Origin of the sequence: Bowmanella dokdonensis (assembly GCF_017254865.1) — a bacterium.
In the GTDB taxonomy this organism is placed as follows: Bacteria; Pseudomonadota; Gammaproteobacteria; order Enterobacterales; family Alteromonadaceae; genus Bowmanella; species Bowmanella dokdonensis.
Window position 1 is genome coordinate 375,170 of the sequence record NZ_JAFKCV010000003.1, and the last position, 20,179, is coordinate 395,348.

Below are 20,179 nucleotides of genomic sequence, written 5' to 3' on the forward strand. Positions count from 1 at the left end.
CCTTTCTATTAAAGTTATAAAATGTGAAGTTAGATAGTAATTGAGTACAAATGTATTCTTGAAAAACCTTTTGTCCGGTTTAAAGATTTCTGGGGATGATCGTACATTACCCCTACATTGGCCGCCAAATTTTGTAGTATGAAGATACAAGCCCCAATAGCCATTGGCTTTGTACCAATTGGAGCAATATTAACAACTCTTCCTTGAAGTCCTTTATAGATGAATTGAAGCAGCTTGTATGTATCATATGGATTGTTTGCACTAGAGAATTTTGGCTTTTCTGCTTTGTTTTTCAAACTATCTATATTTTGAAAGATAGTATGTTTGTCGTATGACGGCTTAAAGCTAGGTACTCCAAATATAGGTGTGATGTTTTCTATGAAAGCACCTTCGTCATTTGTTAAAAGTTGCCCCAATCTCACCCTCTCAAAGCCAAGTAAAGCTATAAGGTGTGTTTTATTATTATTTGAAACTGTCTTTGTAAATCCAGGTAAAGACCGATAACCTACGGAAGAGTGAGATAGTTTAAATTGATGTAAGCCAAATTCACTCTTCATTTCTATTCTAGGAGGATATGATTCGGGTTCCACATACAGAATGTCTACTTCAACTCTTTTTTGTAACCTTGCGAGCCAGCGTAGGATATACAAAATTTCTGGTACGCCTAGTGTTGTGGCGTCTAGAAACACCTTTTTTATTGGTTTATTTTCAAGCTGAATATCTAGATAGGAATTAATGTTTCTGATTCTTACAGATGAGTCATCTATGCAGAAAGTCATGATTTCAGCGTCCAAATTGACCCTGATTCCTCTGTTGATTTTAGCTCTATTTAAAGCGGAGGTAGAGAGTGCTCCTCTATCATCTAGCGGGCTACCATAAAAGAATAAATCAGCTTCTGAAGATTCTATTTCATCGTGCTTAATTTCTATTTGTCTATTAAATATCATTAAATAGACTTCCCTGAATTTCTTTAAGTGATGTAAAGCTAGCAGCCTCATCCTCTAAGGCTTTCTTAGCAAAAGGAGAGCAAAACTCTACGAAGTCTTCCTCTGATCCGCAAAAAATAGTGTTTAGCTGCTCAACACTAAAGGTGTGTTTTCTAATCTTCCTGAAGGAGATTGAAAAATTAGGTGAGAACATAGGGTGAAGCATGTACTCCTTAGAGGACATTTTTATATTTGATTTTCTCTTTGTATCACCTTGGAACTCAACAAGAACAGACCAAACTTTCAGCTCGTTTAGCAATACTCTAAGATTCTCTGGAAGCTGCTCTTCACTCGCAACTTCAATACCAAAATGTGTTACTTCTGGTTCACTTTGTGACTTTCTTTTCTGCAACAACTGAAAGAAAAGCCCAAGTCTATTGACAATGAATCTCAAATTATTTCCATGTCGTCCAAGTTCAACAACTTTATCGACCTCTAATTGACTATTTTTTCTGGCGGCAGAAGCTTGGACATGTATTGGAATGAAAAAACCAGAGTCTACTTTAAATATACTTCTGCTATGTTCTACAAGACATTGATGACAAAACTCCAGAAAGTGCCTCAAGTTAAATCTGGACATGTTACATATTCTTTCAAATCCAGAATAAATTGGTATGGAACTTCTACCTGCTGAACTATATACCCAAAGTATCGCCCCGACCAATAGATCCCGATATGGTTTATAATATATGTTAGTGCCGTCTTTTTTAAGCTTTGAAAATTCTTTTAAGATCTTTGTCGGGCTTTGATTCTTTCTATTAAGTAATATTCCGTTTAAAATAGATTCTACTGGGAATTTTGAGTCAATAAATTCCTCTTTAGCTATCTTAAGAATAGAAACTCTTGGATTAATTAAAAAGTTAAGAAGCCTTCTTTTAAGTGTCTCATCCTCAAGAATTGTACTCGCGACATTTTCATATGAACTAGTGGGTAAGAACCCTTTGGCGAAGGTTATAACTTTCTCTATGTAAGAATCATCTAGCCTCTCACTTAAAAGCCTCTCATTACACAACCAATCTTTATAGTTAAATAAATCACTGTCCTCTATAGAATCATGTAACTTAAGTATAAGTATTTCTGCGGCGAAGCGATAAAATTCTTCTTGTTCAAACTTTTCTAGATCAACTTTTCTATAATCATTTCTTAAAACAATACTTTCTTGGCCTTCCGTGGTTCTGTTTATATCCGAGTACTTTTTGTAGGCTGCCGATATAACTAAGTCACCAGCACCATGCTTTATCCAAGTGTTTAATAATTTTTGTTGGTTGCTAGTTAGGTTCTCATACTCATCTATATAGACCGTAAACATTGTTTCTGAAAGTTCAGGAAAACTATTTTTTAAGTGTTTTAATAGAGAACTTATAACACTTCTAGTGTCTGGAAATATAGGTCTAGAATACGACTCAGGATCGTTTACCCAATCGTTAAGCTCCTCTAATGCAGTGTCAGCAAAGCTTTCTAATTCTTTGTAGTAAGAAATGCTTGAGTTAGTTCTCTTTGAAAAAGTATTTGGTAGCTCAAGATTTGGAATTATTTCTTGTTTTTCAAAATTAGATGAAAATTTACATTTTGACAGGTTCAACGTGACGCGTGAGATCTCTCTAATGACATTTACTAGGATATATTTCCCGAACACTTTTTTCCAATCGGAGCCATATATTTCCTCAGTGATACTGCTACAAAAGTGAGTGTCTGGTCTAAAATACATTCCTATCTTCCGTAGCTCTTCTAATGGTATATTGCTTCTCTTCTCACTAAATCTAGTATCATGGCAATGGTATCTAAGGAACATAGTCTTCCCAGATCCTCTTCCGCCCTCAATCATCACAGCTTTATCAAAATTGAATAAGTTAATTGTTTCATATTGTGGTGGTAAAACATACTGTCCCCACACATCTACGGGGAACTCTTCAGCTCTATTTTTTGAGAATAATTTTATCAACTTTGGGTTCACTATTTTCTCCTATAGAGCAATCTACTCCAGCCGTTTTCTTCGGAGTCATGATAAATTACTTTAAGATTGTTGTTGGGAGTAGACAAATGGAACGCAAACGTTAAGCAGAGTTCTCCTTTCCCGAGTAAGAATTCTTTTCCTTTCAATGGAGTGCGTTCACACATCTCTAAGTAAAAAGCTTTTGCATCGGTAACATTGTTTTTGTTATCTCCCCTAAAGTAACCATTAATTGGTGAGAAAAAAGAATCGTCTTGAGAGAGCAGTTCTACTGGAACTACTTCTACTTGAGGAAGTTGCTGTTCAATATAGTTAATTGCGTCTTGGTGAGCCGCTAAAGGTGTATATAATATAGGTACTCTAATATTGTAAGGATCAATATTTTTTTTGAAGAAATCAACAAACTGTGATCCGGTACCCGCGAAATCATCAACTAAAATAATAGCTTTAACTTCGTCCGGAAATTTGGGGACATTTTCTGGGATTTGAGTTACATGCTTTGCTAAGTCAAGTGTCTCGATTAGGTCTCTAATAATTACAGAACCACTTTTACCAGCTTTGTTATCAACATTTTCAACAGAAACAAATCTAATGGGAACCTTTTTGCCTTCCTTGAGACGAGTTAACCAGTCATCTATATTTGAATCATAAGGAATACTATTTTTCTTTAAGAATTTTGGAACGATAGATGATGCAATATTTTTGAAGCTGGACTTCACCATAGATCTAGAGCGATAGACTAGCGCATCTAGTATACAAGCCGAGAAATACTTTTCCTCATCAGTCTCGAAATTTGATAGCCAAGACCTTAGCTGATATAGTTCAATGTCCTCCCAATATCCAAATGAAATATATGATTCACATTTAGATACTACATCATCATAGTATATATCCCAGTTATGTGGCGCTTCGAACATCTATCAAGTATTCCTTTACTATTGAATGTGTGATGTATTTTGCTCCAACGCCTAATGATCTATTGTATAGTGTCATTCTCGATTTTGGTGCGCTTAAAATACGCCATATCTGATTTCTTTCTTCATCTGATTTTGCTCTCACTATTATTACACAATCAGATACTGGAATGCTGCCTGATTCCACAATTGCTACTTTACCAAGACATCTCCTACCTACTCTTGCCAGTAAGATATCTCCTTTTATTGCGTTATTTGCATTAGAGATAGGAGAGTTTGTTAGATTTAAAGAAGAAGGTTTAGAAGGAAGGTCGGTAGTATGTAGATATTCCGCCACGTGCTTTCTTAAGAATGTGTGTGAAAGAGAGCCCCTAAGTATACTGAAGGATTCTTCGTTTAGATTTTGTTCACAAACGTTGTTCAGAAAGGAAGAGTAGTATAAAAAATCGGCTCTATTTATTGCGTCGTTGATTTTCACGTTGAGTGTAGAAGAATGTGTGGCATGCGACAAAGTGATAAAATCACGTCTACTTTTTTCTTTGCTTAATGTTAGTATGAAAGTCTGTGCATCGGTATTAATAAAGCTATCAGATGGTAGCTGAATAAGATTGTTCACTTTCAGTTCGCTAAACAAAAACTCTCTAACACCCTTCCATCTTTCTCCTGAAATAACACCTGCAGGCAATATTATACCAATCTCACCACTCTTCGAGAGCATGGCTATATTTTGTGCTAGGAAAATTAGCTCTGCCGGTATTTTCTTGCATGTGGCAGGAATACATTGACTCATTCCTGCCTTCTTGATAATTTCCCTAGTGCTCTTATCATTATCTTTCGGGAAATATGGTGGGTTACTTATTAGTAAGTTTATATTCCCGAACCTTTCTTGGATTATTTCAGGAAGAGAAGGGTTGAAACCATCAAACTCGATTGCGCTAATTATTTTTGCTTGATTGGCTTTTAAAACATTTTTTGGATCTATGTCGACTCCAACTAGATTTATTTCATGCCATCTTCGACGAGCTGCAAACAGTAACTCCCCGTCACCAAATCCTAGATCTACAGCGATCTGTGGTGATTCAGACAATAGACGACCTACCAGCAGATCACTATATCGCTGTTGTGTGTAGTATTGGTTTAAGTTCATCCCTGCTAGCTCTAGGTTAGTTTTACCTGAATTTAAACGAATAGAGAGAGCAAGTAAATTACGATATCGGCGCTTTCAGTCAAACTAGACGATTTATCTCTCATGTTCACGAATTGCAAGCATCGCATATCATATAGCCCACTAAACGCCACATGAGCGCACCTAAGTAAGAGGCTTAGTCATCCCTTGTCAGTACTTCGAGCAACTCAATCTCAAAAATCAGGTTGCTGTGGGGCTTGATATGCTCGCCCACCTGGCGCTCGCCATAAGCAAGGTGGGCAGGCACAAACAGCTTGCGTCTGCCGCCCACTTTCATGCCCTGAACACCTAAAAACCAGCCCTTGATCACCTTATTGGCCGACAATACCGTTTGAAAAGGCCGGCCTTTGGCATAGCTGGAATCAAATTCGGTACCGTCTTCCAGGGTGCCGCGGTAATGGGCGGTGATCAGGGCTCCTTTAATTGCCGCTTTACCTTCACCCTGGAGCAGATCCTCTATTTTCAGCTCGTCGTTCATCTGCTGTTACTGTTGTTCAAAAAATGCCGGGATTATAGAGAATCCGACGATGGGCTGAAACAAAAAAGCCAGGCATCGGCGACGCCTGGCCCTAAAGTAGTGTTCGAAATAGAGAATGCGCTCTACTGGACCCCGGGTGTTAATTGTCCCGACGTGCCTGTTGCACCGATCTGACGAATGACCTCACCGTCGGATTGAAGAGTGAGCACCTGGCGGCTGCCTTTTTCAATCACCACCGGGAAGCTGGCATCGGCCCGGGCACTGCTGACTTTGACCTGATAATACCCCGGGGCCAGGACCAGGGCGGGATCCCCTACCAGACCCTTGCCCACCACCAGGCCCTGGGCGTCGAGGATCTCATAGGTGGCGGCCAGCGACTGTCGGATAGCGCTGATCAGGCTGTCCTTGTCTTTGGCATCGAAAAACTCACCGCCGCCGGCCGCGGCCGCCAGTCGCATATCCTGCTTGGTTTTTTCATTGGGCAGGGCAAAGCCGGCGATATCCAGACGCACATCCAGGCCTTTATCGCGCAGGGCGGTGATGGCCTCGGCCGGATTCCCCTGGCATTCTTCCTCGCCGTCTGTGACCAGCAGGATCAGTTTACGGCCGCTGGTTTTTTCCAGATCCAGTCCTGCCTGCTGCAGGGAGTAGCTGATGGAGGTGGTGCCCAGAGCCTGAATGGCGTCGATGCGGCTGCGCAGGGCGTCAGCGTCAAAAGGCGCGATAGGCAACACCAGCTCCGAGTCCTGGCAGTCTCCTGGCTGCCCTTCGCGCACTCGATGTCCGTACAGGCGCAGTCCCACATCCAGTTGATCTGGGAAGCTGTTAATCACCTGATGTAAGACGTCTTTGGCCACCTCTATTTTCAGCTTGCCGTCCAGCAGCGCCTTTTTCGAGCGCATAGAGCCTGAAGCATCCACAATCAGCTCCACCACCGCGCCCGCGGCAGCTTTGTCTGGTTGCCATTCCAGTATCAGGCTGCCGGGCTCCACCCTGCTGCTGTCTGCCTGCAGCCGGTAGCTCACCGGTCTGCGCATCAGACAGGAGGCCCTGGCGAAGGCACGGTCCAAATCGGCCAGGGTACGAAAGGCGGCGTAGCGGCCCCGGTTGACCGCGGCCCAGTCCTGCATCAGATTCTGGAAGTGCTCAATGCCACGGGCACGCAGATGCAGCTCCAGGGGGAAGACGGCCGGTCGCATCTTGTCAAAGCCGGCCCACAGATCCCGGGAACGGCCAAAGCCGTCAGAAGCCGCATCGGTCAGCACCACCATAGCCCGGTTACCCGGTCTGCCGGTAAAGGCTGACAGGGCAGCGGTCAGGGTATTTTCCGCATTGCTGGAGCCATCGGCCCGGTTGTAGCTGTTCAGCGCCTGTTTCAATACCTGTGGGTCATCGCTCCAGTTTGCCAGCAGCGGCGCGGCGCCGCGGTCCCGGAACGGAATGAGGTTGACCCATTCCTGCTGAGGTTTAACTTCATCAAAAAAACGCTGCAGTGATCGATACATCAACGGATGGAACCTGGCCACGCTGGAGCTGTTGTCCCAGGCAATCATGATAGATCGGGGCGGCTCCTCTACCTGTACGAAGTAACGGTGACCGCCCACCACGGTGGCATCGAAACGCCGGTTACCCATTGCGTCATACTGATCGGTGAGGGTGACCCGCAAACCACTTTCGTCGCTCAGGCTGACAGCAAGACGAGAGACATCCTCACCGGTAAAGGTCAGTGACAACTGATTCTGATCCGCCGGAATTTGCAGCGAAAACATATCCCTGTCCCTGCCCAGGCTGACCCTTTCATCCAGGGGCCGGCCCGGCGTCAGGGCCAGGGCGGTTTTCTGGCTATCACCAGCCAGATCCTGGATGCCAGCCACGGCAGACATCGGATGCAACTGCTCATAGGCCGCCTCCTGGCGGTACAGACCCCATTCACCGACAATGCTCTGATAGCTGCCATCTGCCGGTTTTTCAAGGATGCGCAAAGTCTCAGGCAGACGCCAGCCATAGCTCTCGTCGCTGTGACCATTGCGGTGGAACTTCACAAAACGGGCCCACACCGGCTCTTCGAATTCGATGCTGGCCTGCTGGCCCGGCTCAGATGGAACTGGCCAGCGACCCAGGGACTGCCAGGGGCCTAAAGGACCGGTCAGGCTGACGGATACTTCAATGTCTTCGATGGCGCGGATTCCCCTGGGCAGGGGTTTGCTCTGCTCACGCCAGCTGAAGCCCTGCAGGCGTGCGGCGCGATTGTGATGGAAACCAATAACCCATTCTACCGGGGCCACATCCCCCTTGCGGTAAGGCAGGATGTCGGCATCCTCCTTGTCGGTCAGCATCGCTTCCAGGTTGCCGTATCCGTATGCCTGGGGCAGGGCCCGCACCACATGGCCTCCCCAGTTGGGATCGGCCAGATTAATGCCTTGTTGGCCAAACGGCCGGACATCGGCGGCGGCAATGACTTTTACCTCTGCCAGCGACAGCCTGGCAGAGGGACTGCCGGCGTCACGGGCCCCCAGCCGTAAGCGTACGAACCTGGCCCTGACCGGTGTCGGGAAGGGAAAGTACTGCTCTTCGGAGCGGGGTGACAACTGTCCCTCATAGACCTGTGTAAACTGACTGCCGTCATCTGAGATCAGGACACTGAAGGGGCCCAGTTGATCCTGGTTGCCGTAACCTACCTGTGGGATCAGAGCCACACCAGCCAGTGGGGTTGTGCCGTCACCGGCGAGCTGGACTTGGATTTCGTAAGGTAGCTGACCACTGGAGGCCGACCATTCGCCTCCTGAGGCCACCATGCCGTCAAACAGCTGTGCGAGGGTGGAGTCATTCGGTGGCGGCTGTGCACCGATACCACTTCTTGCCAGGTTAATGCCGCCGCGAAGCGACTTTGGTACAGGTTGATAGGAGGTCTCACTTAGGGGAAAGGCATCGCACTGGGCGGCCAGCGGCACGGCCAGGGTGCTGCCTTTGTGATCATTGTTTGAGGCGTGTAAGAACAAGGTGGCCGGCGGACCATCCGGCCTGTCGGGCGTTCCGGTCAGGGTCAGCGGTACATCGAGGCTCTGGCCTTTTTTCAGGCTGATGGGACCTTCCGGCAGGCTGACGGACCAGCCCGCCTGGCTGACAGCAGATTGCAGGGACAGGCCGTATAGATCCTGTTCGCCGGCACTGATACGGGCAAGCAGGTCGACCTGCTGCTGACTGTTGCGGTAGGCGGAAAAGACCGGTACCTCGCCCACCAGGGCCAGGGTTGGACCACCGATGTCCGGTGCAGCCGTCAAGGTCGTGTCGAAACTGGCCCCAAGGGTGTAGCGGCCTTGCCCCATCAGGTTCACCACATAGCGCTTACCGGCCTCCAGGCTGGCGTGATAGGTATCGCTGTGGTCGGTCCGTTTGGTCACGTCACTGTTCATGCTGACGGAGCGCACCTCCTGGCCCTCAATCTGCTTGAGTGCGGCACCGATGCGCCGCTTGTCACTCTGCACGGTCAGGGTCAGGCGGGTGGGCTGCTCAAGCGGTGGCAGGAAGAACCAGTCCGTATCGCCGAAATCTCCCACCAGGCCCTGCATCTGCTTGCCGAAGGGCAGGGGGGCGGCACTGCCGGCACTGTCGTTGGGCTCCCTATCGTCGGCCAGGTCAAAGGGGTCGAGCAAATCCAGCCTGAGTCGATAGGCAGACTGACTGGACTCCCGGCGGCCCGAATAGACCTTGACCTGGTAATCTCCGGCTTCCAGCCAGGCCTGGTACCGAACCGGCTTGCCGGCTTCGCCCAGATAGTCTCCGGCCCTGGCAATCCCTGAACCGTTGCCTTCGATACGCAAATCCAGGCGCAAATCCTCCGGCGGCAGAAGTGTCAGACGCACATGTGAGGGCATTTCCAGACTGAAACTGTAGTGGTCCTCATCACTGGCAAAGGCGATTAACCCGCTGCGCTCTGTGCCAAACGTCAGGGAATGGGCGCGGCTGATATCATCGTTGGGCTCCAGCTCATCGCCCGGGGCGGGCACACCAAGGGGCACCACTCTGAGTACGTATTCACCCTCCCTGCCGGAAGACTGTACTGAAAACCAGTGTCGGCCGGGCATCAGGTACAGATTTTCCAGCCACACCACGTCAACGCCGGCATTGGGGCGTCGCTGCAATTGCGCTACGCCTGAAGCGTCGATATAGGCAACATTACCCCCCACGCCGCTACCCTGAACCTCCAGCAGCCATTTTTGCGGGTTGCCCTGTACATCCAGGTAAAACACATCCATATCCTTGTCGCTCAGGGTGCCGCGCACCATATGGCTGCTGCCAAGGGCTTCAGCCTCCTTAACACTGTCGTTGGGCTCTTTCTCAGTTGGCACCTCACCAGGATCAAAGGCCGGCAATGCCACCGGCGGGCTGGGACGATAAGGCTTCGGCTCAGGCGGGGTTGCGGCCTGGGTATCAGGGGTAGTGGTACGCACAGCAACCGTTGCAGGTTCGACGCTCACCGGTGCCGGACGGGAACTGAACTCTGGGAAAACCGTTTTGCCATTATTATCCGCCTGACCATAGGCGCCTTTAACCTTCAGTGAGCCGAGATCCAGTTTAAGTTCCTGCTCGAAGCCGCCAAACCACAGATACTGAGGCATCTGGCCTGCGGGCAGACCGAAGGCCAGCTCGAAGCGCACGGCGCTGGCAGGAGGCACCACCAGTGGCTGAGGTGGTCGGCTGCTAAGCCCTCGGGTGACATTCAGATCCACCTTCCCCTGCTGCTCTCCTGACAGACGAAACTGATCCTGTAATATCAGCTCCAGCCCTTTGTCGGGCAGATGGGATACAACGGCAAGATCCAGAATCAGCTGTTGTTTGTCAAAGCGCAGGCCAAACACTGACACAGTCAGGCTGTTGCCGTCCCTGCCGCTGAGGGGAGACGGTGGCAGGGACAAAGGCGGCTGTGCGGTGACCGGCAGCACCGTGGTGCGATTATCACCGCGAATGCCCAGGGTAAAACGATCGAGCGACTCAGGTAGCAAAAAGCTCACCTGGCGCTGCTGGAATACCGCCGGGGTGAAACTCAGGGTAGGTTCGCCATCTTCGCTGGGCAGGGCCATAAACAGGCGCCCTTCATCGCCGTTCAGCCACAGGATACGGGTTGGATCCAAGCGGGCCAGAGCACTGTCGGCGCCGCCCCGCCCCCGGCCGAGCAGGGATAGCTGCAGATAATGCCAGCCATCCGGGGCTGCCTTGTCCAGATAGCTGGATATGTAGGAAAGGCCGCCAACGGTCAGTTCCACCCCGGCGATCTGCACTGTCTTACCCAGACTGACCGGAGGTTGCTTGGCTTTGGCCGCCTCGCCTTCCAGCGGAACATCCAGGCTGCCATGCAGGTTGTCGATAAACTGCAGAGCAAGGTGGCGGCTGCCTTTGGGTACGACAAAGGCCAGCCTGGCATTTTTACTCTCACCGTGGCGGGGCAGGACAAAATCCTGCTCCAGCGGCATACCCTGGGGCAGGGACTGACTGCTTAGCTGCGCCTCATAGGCCAGGCCGTCGGCCGCCAGGGTCAGATGGCGACGGGCGGCACTGACTTTAAAGGCCACATCCACTTCCACCATTTTCTCATTGCCTGAGCTGCCGCCAGAGAACAGGGAACCGGCGCCGTTGGTCCGATCGGCTTTGCCTTCGAGCTGGCTTTTGGCCACGTTGGCCTTGGGGATCAGGTTGGTCCAGCGGGTGGTAAGGATAATGGCTTCCTGGTCATCAGGCACCGCCTGTCCGCCAATCTCATCACTGCGGGTCAGTGCCAGCAGCTCCAGCTTTACTGCCTTGTTCTGCATGCTCTGCAGTGGCTGAGAACTGACCAGGGGCGACAAAGAGGGATAGGTCCGGATCTGTGCCTGCCGGGTGACTTGGCTGACCGGCCCGGGCTTGGGATACAAGGCCTTGTCACCGATGTCATAGGCGCTTAAGGGGGCGTTTCCGTCACGGGCAAAAGAAGGTTGCGCCAAACAGGCCCAGAGTAACAGGGACAATGAGCATAGGAATCTGTTCATATGCGACATCCTTATTCCACCTTGGCGTTCAGACAGATGGCTTTGACCTCGGCAGAGGGGGTCACAGTCACCAGATCCTTTTGCGGTATCTTCATTTCCTTACGCAGGCCGTGCAGGATCAGGCTGGCGGCGCAGCCGAAGCCGTCAGCATATTTCTGGCAGAATCCGATACCGGAAGTGGCCCGTCCAGCCGCCTTGGACGTGGAGAAGCAGGAATCCCCCACCTGGGCCTTGACGCCGACTTTGGCGGAAAACTCAGGGCAGGAGAGGCATTTCAGATCGCTGATGGTCTTTTCCACCTGCTTGAGCAAGCCGGCGGTGACTGTGCCCTGCTCGAGGATGCCGCTGATCAGCAGAAACTGTGTGGAGGTGGCGCCAATGATGACGCCTATGGCCCGGCCGGTTTCGTCGTTCAGGCCAAGATGTTCCACATTCAGGGAATAGTCCACCATGGCCTGGTGCAGGCCGTCATCCATGACCCCAATCATCCGGCCGCTTTGCGGATCCACCTCCCACCAGCCGTAACGGCTGCGACCCGCCAGCACAACGGGCTGGTTGGGAATAATGACCTGGCGTCCCTCACTCATGCGTTGACGAATCAGGCGCTTAGCGTAGGGAGACAACTGCGGCAGGCCGTCAAGCTCGGCCTGTTGGTCCGGCCCCAGGCCGAGCAGATCATCCACTTTGTCCGGCACTCTCTCCATCAGGTTCATGGTGCTGGCAGACTGACCCTTGCCGACAATGCGCTCGATAAAGTTCGCTTCGGCGATACTGTTTTGCATGCCACGGGCCTGTTGAAACAACTCGATGGCCCGCATGGAATGGCCGGGGTAGGGATAGGCATCCACCTCATCCAGGCGCAGATCCAGACTGCTGCGAAAGGCCATGGGGTCGCCCTGCGGTCCCTGCTGGCCCTCCACAGAGAAAATGATCACCCGGGGACGGGTATAAGCCACCGCCACCCCGTTGGCATGGGCCAGGTTAGTGGTCAGCCTGTCTGATTCGGCGGCAAAGGCCAGGGTTGCAAGGCTGCCGCTGATGGCGGCCAGGGAGGCATCCATGTGGCTGAGCCGGGTAAAGGCACCCTCTGCGGTGCTGTCAAACGCCTTCAACTGCTGACCCATAGCCTGAATATCCAAGTGCCTTGTGACCCTGTTCAGGTAGTCACTGACCTCCTCCAACTGCAGCAGGCCAGGCAAGACGGCAATCTCATAGTGCCGGTAATCGGCTGGTTTGCCGCCGGTCACCCCGGGTGCATCGACAACAAACAGATCACGGGCGATTTTGCGCGGCTTGCCGTCAGGCGAGAGCAGGGTGATTTCCAGCCATTCGCGCTGCAGAGCGTCTTTTTCCTTGTCCTGCATGATCAGGGTTGCCGGCCAGTCCAGGGTTTCCCCGCCGATGCGCATCTGACGGCGGTATTGGGTGGCTACGGGTAGCAAGGGCTGTGTTTCGCCGGGCTTTGCCTCAGTGCTGTTGCCGGTGTCGCCGGTCAGGCCGCCGCCGAACAGACCGGAGACTGTGGGTTTGCTGTCCACCTGTTCGGCTGAGCGCACCTGGGGTATGCCGACAGTGGTCAGACCCAGCGGCTGCAGGACCAGGTCCTGAGTGTTGCGTTCGACACTGCCCACCTCTGTGAGCTTGCCGTCTGCGGTCTGCACTTTCAAGGTTATGCGAACCTGATGGTGCAGGGAGTCGGGCGGGCTGGCAAAACGCCGTTCTGCCTCGGCGTACGCCTCGCCGATCACTGCCCTGGGAAAAGAAGGATCCAGCGGCAGCCAGGTGCCGTCACCCTGATCCAGCTCCAGCCAGGTGTGCCCGGCTGCGATGGACTGTAAGGCATTGTCTTGTTTCGGCCAGTAGGTTTTGATCCCCGCCGGCCATTCCAGCAGCGGCAGCTCAGGTGGATACAGGCCCATGATCAGGGTCTGGACGTTCTGTTCGCTGAGGGTACCGGTGACAAAGCGCACCCGGTAACCACGCGCCTGCAAGAGCGTCGCCAGCAACAGAGCCTGATCCACATCATTTCCTGCCCGGGACAGAGCCGTTCCCGCCGCGCCGCGCAGGATGCCGGTATAAGGCTCATAATGCACATCTTCAGCCACCGCCCTGAACAGCTCGTCCAACTCCAGGTCAGCGTAGCGGGCCAGGCTGGTGTGCGCCATATCCGGCAGCTTATCCAGACTGGCAGTGCCTGTGGCCTGACTGGTGGCAGGCATGCAAAAATGGAAGCCAAGAATACAGAAACTGACTTTAAACAGACGACTTAGGCGCATGGGGTGACTCGATGGCAGAGGTTGTAATTAAAAAGTTGCGTATTTTCTAACCGGACATACCAATCGAGCCAGTGGGTAATTGTTACAAATAGTAGTCTTTGTAACAGATCTGCATTCAGTGTTACCGGTTTACAACCCGCACTCTGGCGCTGTTGCCGCCACCACAGAAGAACCTGTCCCGGCCATCGGACTCCAGGCCCGATACGCCGACGCCGGCGGGCATGCTGATACGCTCCAGCACGTCGCCACTAAGGGCATCAATATGCCGCAGTTCACTCTCATCCGCTTCCCAGGTGCCATGCCATAGTTCATTATTGAGCCAGGTCACCCCGGTGACAAACCGGTCAGAGGTCAGGGTGTTGAGAATGGCGCCGTTTTGCGGGTCGATTTGGTGGATCCTGCGCTTGCTGTATTGCCCGACCCACAGGCTCCCCTCGGCCCAGGCCATGCCTGAGCATCCTCCTTCGGGGGCCGGAATAGTGGTCAGCACCTTGCCGGTTTGCGGATCGATTCGCTGTATTTTGTCGCCGGCAATCTGGAACAGACACTGTCCATCAAATGCGGTACCGGCGTGGGCCTCCACGTCCAGGCTTTGCACTGTCTCACCGTTTTGCGGATCCAGGGCATTAAGCCGTTGTCCAGAGGCATACCATACATGCCTACCGTCAAAACTCACGCCATGCACCTGCTCGACACCGTCGAAGGGACCATATTCGCGACTGATTTGTGCCTGTCTGTGTTTCATTGTCTTATCCTCATTGGGTTGATTGAGGCTTTCATCCTAGTTGCCCGGCAGCGACCCTGGGAGTAACAAAGTTGTCGTGAATCCGGGAATGGGGGTGGCCAGCCAGCGGCGTGTCCGTCCCCGTCCAACCGATTGCACCTTGTGGGCTTCATCCAGAGACTCCAGCACTCTTTGGACGGAGCGCTGACTGGTGCCGAGGGCCAAGGCAAGGGCCGAGCTTGACCAGGACTCGCCATCTGCCAGCAGGGCCAGGACTTCGCCGTGTTTTTGCTCTGTGGGGTGGGCAAGCACTAAAACCTCTTCTTCGTTGGACGGCGCCAGCACAAAACCCCGGTAGGTGGCCCTGATCCTGGCCAGCCCCTTCAGTTCGGTCCTCAGCCTTCCTATTTCCACCCTGAGTCTGGCGCGCAGTGAATCGTCCGTCATTTTTTGTCTGAAAGCCCTCTGCACCAGTTCCTCCCGGCTTATATCTGCAGGCCAGGCCTCGCCCAGCGCCCTGATCAGGGCAAACAGGACAGGTCGCCTGGCAAGAGGGATGATACTGTCACGGCTGTGCACCGTATAACGGCAGGCATCCACCACCAGGGCGCTGGACGACATCAGCGCTTCAATATCGTCAAGGCTAAGCAGGTGACTTTTATCGCCCTGGATAAGACAGGCGGCGGGGCCGTTCAGTCGCTTAAGGCTGTCTTCCACCTCGCCAATGAGCCCGGCGGTACCGGCCTGACGGGCGGCTTCTGCCGCCCAATTCAGTGCCAGTCGGGCTCTTCTGGCCTGCAGGCGGCGCATGGCTATCCCGGCGATGGCCAGGGCATGGACGGTGCGCAGTGCAGGAGGCAGTCTGATCGGGTCCTGTTGATTCAGGGCCTGTTCCGCCTGATTAAGCTTGCCCAGAAGCAACAGACGTCGAATCACCAGCAGGCGGGCATGGGCGGCATTGACCTTATCGCCCTGTTGCTGCAAGACGGCTTGGGCATTTTGCAGGGCCTTGGCAGAACCGCTTAAATCCCTTGAAACAAAGGCTGTCTCGGCTTCGGCTACCACGCATCGGGCACGCGCCAGGACCTCCCTGGTGCCGAAGGTTTTCCTGGCAGTGCGCAACAGGCTTCGTGCCCGGTCAAGATCACCCAGTTGTGCCATGATGATACCCCGAAGGGCCAGTGCCGGGGCGTCATTACGCAGTGCGATGCGATTCAGGGCCCCCAGGGGATCGCCCAGGGCCAATGACTGCGCTGCCGATGTAATCAGGGAGTCCATCTGTTTGCCATCTGTCTTGCCTGTCCGTCAGTTTGCTGATGATGCTAGCCGAATTCGCGCACCTTCAACAATCTGTTGTTCAGGGTATTGCCGGCTCAGTGCTACCCGGCAAATGCACCTGCCGGTCTCGGCAAGCTGTTTGGACATGTTATGATGCGCCGGACAGACAGGCCAGACGGCTGATTAGATGAGTAAATCCTGCCCATTTTCCGGAGAAAAATAACAATGAATCTGCAACTGGATATGATGCAACTGATGCTGGCACTCTTGGCCCTGACAGTGGGGGGAGGGCTGGGTGCTCTGCTGGTGGCTGGTCGGGCCAAATCGGCCAGACAGCAGATGCAGACAGAGCTGGACAAGCTGACCCAGCAACTGGACCAGAGCCAGCATAGTTTGCACCAGGCTTATGAAGACCTCAGCGAGAAAGAGCGCATCATCGAGTCTTACCATCAACAGCAACTGCAGACCCAGAACCAGTTGGGCCAGTACCGCCAGCAGGCCGAGCGCATCCCCGAATTACAGCAGCAGAGCCAGCAATGGCAGGACAGATGGCAGCAGGCCAGTGAGCAGTTGGGACAGCTTCGAACCCAGCTCGAGTCCCAGTCGGCCCGGTTTGAGCAGGAACAAAAAGCCATGCAGGAGAAACTGACTCTGCTACAGGAAGCCGAAGGCCGCCTTAAAGAGCAGTTTGAGAATCTGGCCAACAAGATTTTCGAGCAGAAGACCCAGAATTTCACCAGTGCCAGCAAGCAGAGTCTGGACTCCCTGCTAACCCCCCTTAAAGACCAGATTGAAGGGTTTAAAAAGCAGGTCACCGACCAGTATGTGCGCGAAGGGCAGGAGCGGGCTTCCCTGAAAACCGAAATCCTCGGCCTTAAAGAGCTGAACAGGCAGATCACCGAGGAAGCGGCGGCTCTGACCAAGGCCCTTAAGGGCGATAACAAACAGCAGGGCAACTGGGGCGAAATTGTACTGGAGCGGATCCTTACGGAGTCCGGTTTGCGCGAGGGTCACGAGTACGATACCCAGGGCCAGTACAAGGATGAGGCGGGCAAAGCCTATAAGCCGGATGTGATAGTGCATCTGCCCGGCGACAAGGATGTGATAATCGACGCCAAGATGTCCCTGGCAGCCTACGAGCGCTATTTCAACGAACAGGATGAGGCGGTCAGGGCCAAATACCTGGCCGAGCATATCCAGTCCATCCGCAACCATATCAAAGGGCTGGGTAACAAGGATTACCAGAAGCTCGACGGCGTTAAAACCCTGGATTACGTGCTGATGTTTGTGCCGGTGGAGCCGGCCTTTTTACTGGCTATCGATCAGGCGCCGGATCTAATCAAACTGGCTCTGGACAACAATATTATGCTGGTCAGCCCCACCAACCTGCTGGTGGCTCTGCGCACCATCAACAATATCTGGCAATACGAATACCAGAACCAGAACGCGCAGAAAATCGCCAGGAAAGCCGCCGACCTGTACGACAAGTTCGTGTCCTTCACCGCAGATATGGAAGGACTGGGCAGCTCATTGCAGACAGTGCAGAAAAAATACGAGGGCGCGATTAAGAAGCTGTCCGAAGGGCGCGGTAATCTGGTGCGCCGGGCGGAGGAATTTAAGTCACTCGGTGTGCAGTCCAGCAAACAGATTAGCAGCAACCTGAAGGAATTGTCCGTGGAGGAGCTGGATGCCGAGGCGGATGAATAAACAGATTTTGGGCGGCCCGGATCGGTCAATAAAATCTATGGGAGTGCAATATAAAAGTCCCCGGCGGGCCGGGGACATTTACAAGGGGCGAGTTGTTTTACCGGAAGTGAATCAATTACCTGGCGTTTCTTAAACGCATAGCCAACAGACCCAAGCCCAACAATGCGATGGTTGCCGGAGCCGGAACAGGATTGGGATCCAGCGTCCCGGTGCCTGTGATGCCGTCGATAAACAGTCTTGAATCCAATGATGTATCTAGCGCATTAACAATACCGAAGTAAAAAGTGTAGTCGCCCGTGACATCGATGTTCACTGTCAGTGCTTCCCATCCGTTAATGGTTGAGCCGTTACCGGGACCAACAGTACCCAGGCTGGCGAACTTAAACAATTCGGTAGCGCCGTTGCCCAGGCGAATACCGTAAAACGCCCAGTCATCGTAGGGCAAATAATCTTGCTCAACGAAGTTCCAGTTAAATGTGAATGAGTCTCCCGCTTGTGCACTGGTTGACTGATAAAGCAGCGAGCCGTTAGTGGCATTCACACCAGCGTTGGTAGCTTCAAGAGTCGCTTCCGAGACTCCCATGATAGCGGCAAGTTCTGAAGCAGAGGTGGCCGCCGATACCAGTTCAGCCATAAAGCTGCCTTCGAACGGGCTTACCGTTCCGGCGTCCAGGTTGGCGCTGGAGGTTACGCTAACCGAACCGGAGGAAGACCAACCTGACAGGCTGCCCTCTTCAAAGCCCGGGTTTATGAGAGTTGCATTGCTTGAAAAGGTAACCAATAACGCACCAGCAGCGACTACCGATGCCAAGTTTCTGACACGACGATACAACATACTTTTTCCTTATTTGATCAACATTTTTGCTGATTTCAAAACCACTGACAGAAAGTAAAACACTACGCCGGGATCAGGCTTATTGCAGGCCTGAGATCAGCGATTAGCATAGAATGTGCCAAAAAAATAATAAATTAAAAACAATGAGTTACCCTTATTTCATTGTTGGTCCTGTAAATTAACCCGACAGCATGTCATGCAGCGATGCTGACTGGACAGGAAGTCCCCCGACTGAGCGTTTGCGGGAATTGTTGCGGCCTTGGATCACCCTCAGCCCTGCAGCCTTGCGGCGGGCCACCTGCTGCCCGCCTGGCCTTAGCGCCTTGACAGCAGATGGGGTGGATGCGAGCTGCTATCCTTGCCTTAGTGAATGGCCATTGTCTTGGGCTTAACAAGGAGGGGGATATGACGATTGAAATGGAAGACACAGAGCACCAGCCATCCGGACTGGAGCTGGGCAAATGGAATCAGTGGTTTCATCACAAGTTCCGCCAGCGCCTGGACTGGCACAGGCAGCGCATTACCGGCGGTGAGATTTTGCTGATTGTGCGTATGGACAGTCGCCTGATCAGTTGTCAGGGAGAGAAGATCGCAAGCTATGAGATCAACAGCTCCACTTATCATTCCCTCAAGGCCATCTCCCATCTGCCATTGGCTTGTTGTCTCAGTGCATTGTTCCCGGATTCGCCGCAGGAGTGGCATGAGCTGGAACAAAGCCTGGTGGAGCTCAAACAGATGGACAGTCACCACCTGCCAGGGTTTGAGTCAGTTATGAGCCAATGCCGTCTGTTGCTGCAGCAATGCCAGGCCCGGCAGGGGGCCGTCTATCAGGACCTCAAAGAGATGGCGCAACGCGTCAGACCGCTGATTGCCGGAGCGTTACAGCAGGCGGCAGAAGACGAAATCAACCAGTTGGTACCCGCACTGGACGAGATTGCCGGACAGACCAGTGCAGACAGAGCCCACACTTTTATGGTGGTTATGGGTGGGCACCAACCCCGGTACCGCGAGCTGTCGAAATTGATCTTCAGGCGCTGGTTCGAAGAGAACGCCCATCCGTTGCTGAATTTCCATCACCATGTGCATTTCTGCGAAGGGGGCCAGGGTATCGACGATGCGGTGGAACTGGTGGCCAGGGTACTGGCCAATCAGGAACTCAGTGAAGCCTTTCTGCAAAGTGCAGTAGGACTGGATCAGGATGTCCTGGGGATAGTTGCCAAGCGGACCATCGACAACTACTGGCTGCGCCGGGAATAGTCACTGATTGATTGACAGTGTGGTGACTACACCAGGGGCTGGCTAGCCGGCAACAGATTGATTATAGTGGCTATAAGTAGCAGTTAACTTGCTGTTGTAGAAGGACAAAACGTGAAGGTCCGCAAAATCATGACCACTAAGGTGGTAACAGTAGGGGTGGAAGACAGCCTGCATAAGGTTTATGAGATTTTTCAGCAACACAGGTTTCATCATCTGCTGGTGGTACAGGGTAAGACCCTGCTTGGGGTGATATCAGACCGGGATCTGCTCAAATCCATGGGACCCAGAATAGGTAATCCCACAGCCGACTTACGTGACCATGCGGCCTTTAAAAAGAAGGTATTCCAAATCATGAGCCGGCAACTCATCACCATCAATCAGGAGGAATCGGTGCTGCAGGCGGTAAGAGTTTTTAACCGCTACCCGGTGTCCTGCCTGCCCGTGGTGGATGACAAGCAGGAGTGGGTAGGGATCCTGAGCTGGCGCGATGTATTTAAGCAGATTGAAAAGCTGAAAAGCGGCCAGACCCTGCTGATCCCGCAGGATGTCACCAAAATTTAAGGA

13 protein-coding genes are annotated in these 20,179 nt (G+C 52.3%); 3 read left to right on the forward strand and 10 right to left on the reverse strand.

The features are described 5' to 3' along the window. Positions 1–29: 29 nt before the first annotated feature. The 9 genes from J0A66_RS07675 to J0A66_RS07715 all read right to left on the reverse strand — a co-directional run bounded on the left by J0A66_RS07675 (position 30) and on the right by J0A66_RS07715 (position 15,816). Complete coding sequence (locus tag J0A66_RS07675) at positions 30–947, reverse strand: hypothetical protein (protein WP_206573201.1); 918 nt, start codon at positions 945–947, stop codon at positions 30–32. Then, a complete protein-coding gene (locus tag J0A66_RS07680; RefSeq protein ID WP_206573202.1) occupies positions 937–2,940 on the reverse strand; it encodes an ORC-CDC6 family AAA ATPase in 2,004 nt (667 codons plus the stop codon). The genes J0A66_RS07675 and J0A66_RS07680 overlap by 11 nt, the downstream gene beginning before the upstream one ends. After that, positions 2,940–3,854, reverse strand: coding sequence for a phosphoribosyltransferase-like protein (locus J0A66_RS07685; RefSeq protein WP_206573203.1), 915 nt, complete (start codon positions 3,852–3,854; stop codon positions 2,940–2,942). The genes J0A66_RS07680 and J0A66_RS07685 overlap by 1 nt, the downstream gene beginning before the upstream one ends. Further along, complete coding sequence (locus J0A66_RS07690; RefSeq protein ID WP_206573204.1) at positions 3,835–4,998, reverse strand: N-6 DNA methylase; 1,164 nt, start codon at positions 4,996–4,998, stop codon at positions 3,835–3,837. The genes J0A66_RS07685 and J0A66_RS07690 overlap by 20 nt, the downstream gene beginning before the upstream one ends. Before the next feature lie 175 nt (positions 4,999–5,173). Beyond that, entirely contained in the window at positions 5,174–5,515 is a 342-nt protein-coding gene (locus J0A66_RS07695; RefSeq protein WP_206573205.1) for an FKBP-type peptidyl-prolyl cis-trans isomerase, read from the reverse strand. Between the two features lie 122 nt (positions 5,516–5,637). Further along, a complete protein-coding gene (locus J0A66_RS07700) occupies positions 5,638–11,538 on the reverse strand; it encodes a VWA domain-containing protein (protein ID WP_206573206.1) in 5,901 nt (1,966 codons plus the stop codon). Between the two features lie 11 nt (positions 11,539–11,549). Further along, the gene (locus J0A66_RS07705) at positions 11,550–13,814 is read right to left on the reverse strand and encodes a transglutaminase domain-containing protein (RefSeq protein WP_206573207.1); all 2,265 of its coding nucleotides are present in this window, start codon (positions 13,812–13,814) and stop codon (positions 11,550–11,552) included. 121 nt (positions 13,815–13,935) lie between these two features. Next, positions 13,936–14,559 (reverse strand): Vgb family protein, encoded by a 624-nt coding sequence (locus J0A66_RS07710; RefSeq protein WP_206573208.1) that lies wholly within the window; start codon positions 14,557–14,559, stop codon positions 13,936–13,938. A 36-nt stretch (positions 14,560–14,595) separates the two neighbouring features. Beyond that, a complete protein-coding gene (locus J0A66_RS07715; protein ID WP_206573209.1) occupies positions 14,596–15,816 on the reverse strand; it encodes a helix-turn-helix domain-containing protein in 1,221 nt (406 codons plus the stop codon). 225 nt (positions 15,817–16,041) lie between these two features. Between J0A66_RS07715 and rmuC the strand changes: the two genes are divergently transcribed. After that, entirely contained in the window at positions 16,042–17,523 is a 1,482-nt protein-coding gene (rmuC, locus tag J0A66_RS07720; RefSeq protein ID WP_206573210.1) for a DNA recombination protein RmuC, read from the forward strand. A gap of 115 nt (positions 17,524–17,638) precedes the next feature. Here rmuC and J0A66_RS07725 read toward each other — a convergent pair whose 3' ends face one another. Beyond that, positions 17,639–18,358, reverse strand: a complete 720-nt coding sequence (locus J0A66_RS07725; protein ID WP_206573211.1) for a PEP-CTERM sorting domain-containing protein — start codon at positions 18,356–18,358, stop codon at positions 17,639–17,641. 405 nt (positions 18,359–18,763) lie between these two features. Between J0A66_RS07725 and J0A66_RS07730 the strand changes: the two genes are divergently transcribed. After that, on the forward strand, positions 18,764–19,615 hold the full coding sequence (locus J0A66_RS07730) for a hypothetical protein (protein WP_206573212.1): 852 nt from the start codon (positions 18,764–18,766) through the stop codon (positions 19,613–19,615). Positions 19,616–19,726: 111 nt separating this feature from the next. Beyond that, positions 19,727–20,176, forward strand: coding sequence for a CBS domain-containing protein (locus tag J0A66_RS07735; protein ID WP_206573213.1), 450 nt, complete (start codon positions 19,727–19,729; stop codon positions 20,174–20,176). Positions 20,177–20,179: the final 3 nt, after the last annotated feature.

Coding starts and splice junctions, on each gene's coding strand:
- J0A66_RS07675 (WP_206573201.1), bottom strand. CDS start 947: ATGATATTTAATAGACAAATAGAAATTAAGCACGATGAAATAGAATCT.
- J0A66_RS07685 (WP_206573203.1), bottom strand. CDS start 3,854: ATGTTCGAAGCGCCACATAACTGGGATATATACTATGATGATGTAGTA.
- J0A66_RS07690 (WP_206573204.1), bottom strand. CDS start 4,998: ATGAACTTAAACCAATACTACACACAACAGCGATATAGTGATCTGCTG.
- J0A66_RS07695 (WP_206573205.1), bottom strand. CDS start 5,515: ATGAACGACGAGCTGAAAATAGAGGATCTGCTCCAGGGTGAAGGTAAA.
- J0A66_RS07700 (WP_206573206.1), bottom strand. CDS start 11,538: ATGAACAGATTCCTATGCTCATTGTCCCTGTTACTCTGGGCCTGTTTG.
- J0A66_RS07705 (WP_206573207.1), bottom strand. CDS start 13,814: ATGCGCCTAAGTCGTCTGTTTAAAGTCAGTTTCTGTATTCTTGGCTTC.
- J0A66_RS07710 (WP_206573208.1), bottom strand. CDS start 14,559: ATGAAACACAGACAGGCACAAATCAGTCGCGAATATGGTCCCTTCGAC.
- J0A66_RS07715 (WP_206573209.1), bottom strand. CDS start 15,816: ATGGACTCCCTGATTACATCGGCAGCGCAGTCATTGGCCCTGGGCGAT.
- rmuC (WP_206573210.1), top strand. CDS start 16,042: ATGAATCTGCAACTGGATATGATGCAACTGATGCTGGCACTCTTGGCC.
- J0A66_RS07725 (WP_206573211.1), bottom strand. CDS start 18,358: ATGTTGTATCGTCGTGTCAGAAACTTGGCATCGGTAGTCGCTGCTGGT.
- J0A66_RS07730 (WP_206573212.1), top strand. CDS start 18,764: ATGACGATTGAAATGGAAGACACAGAGCACCAGCCATCCGGACTGGAG.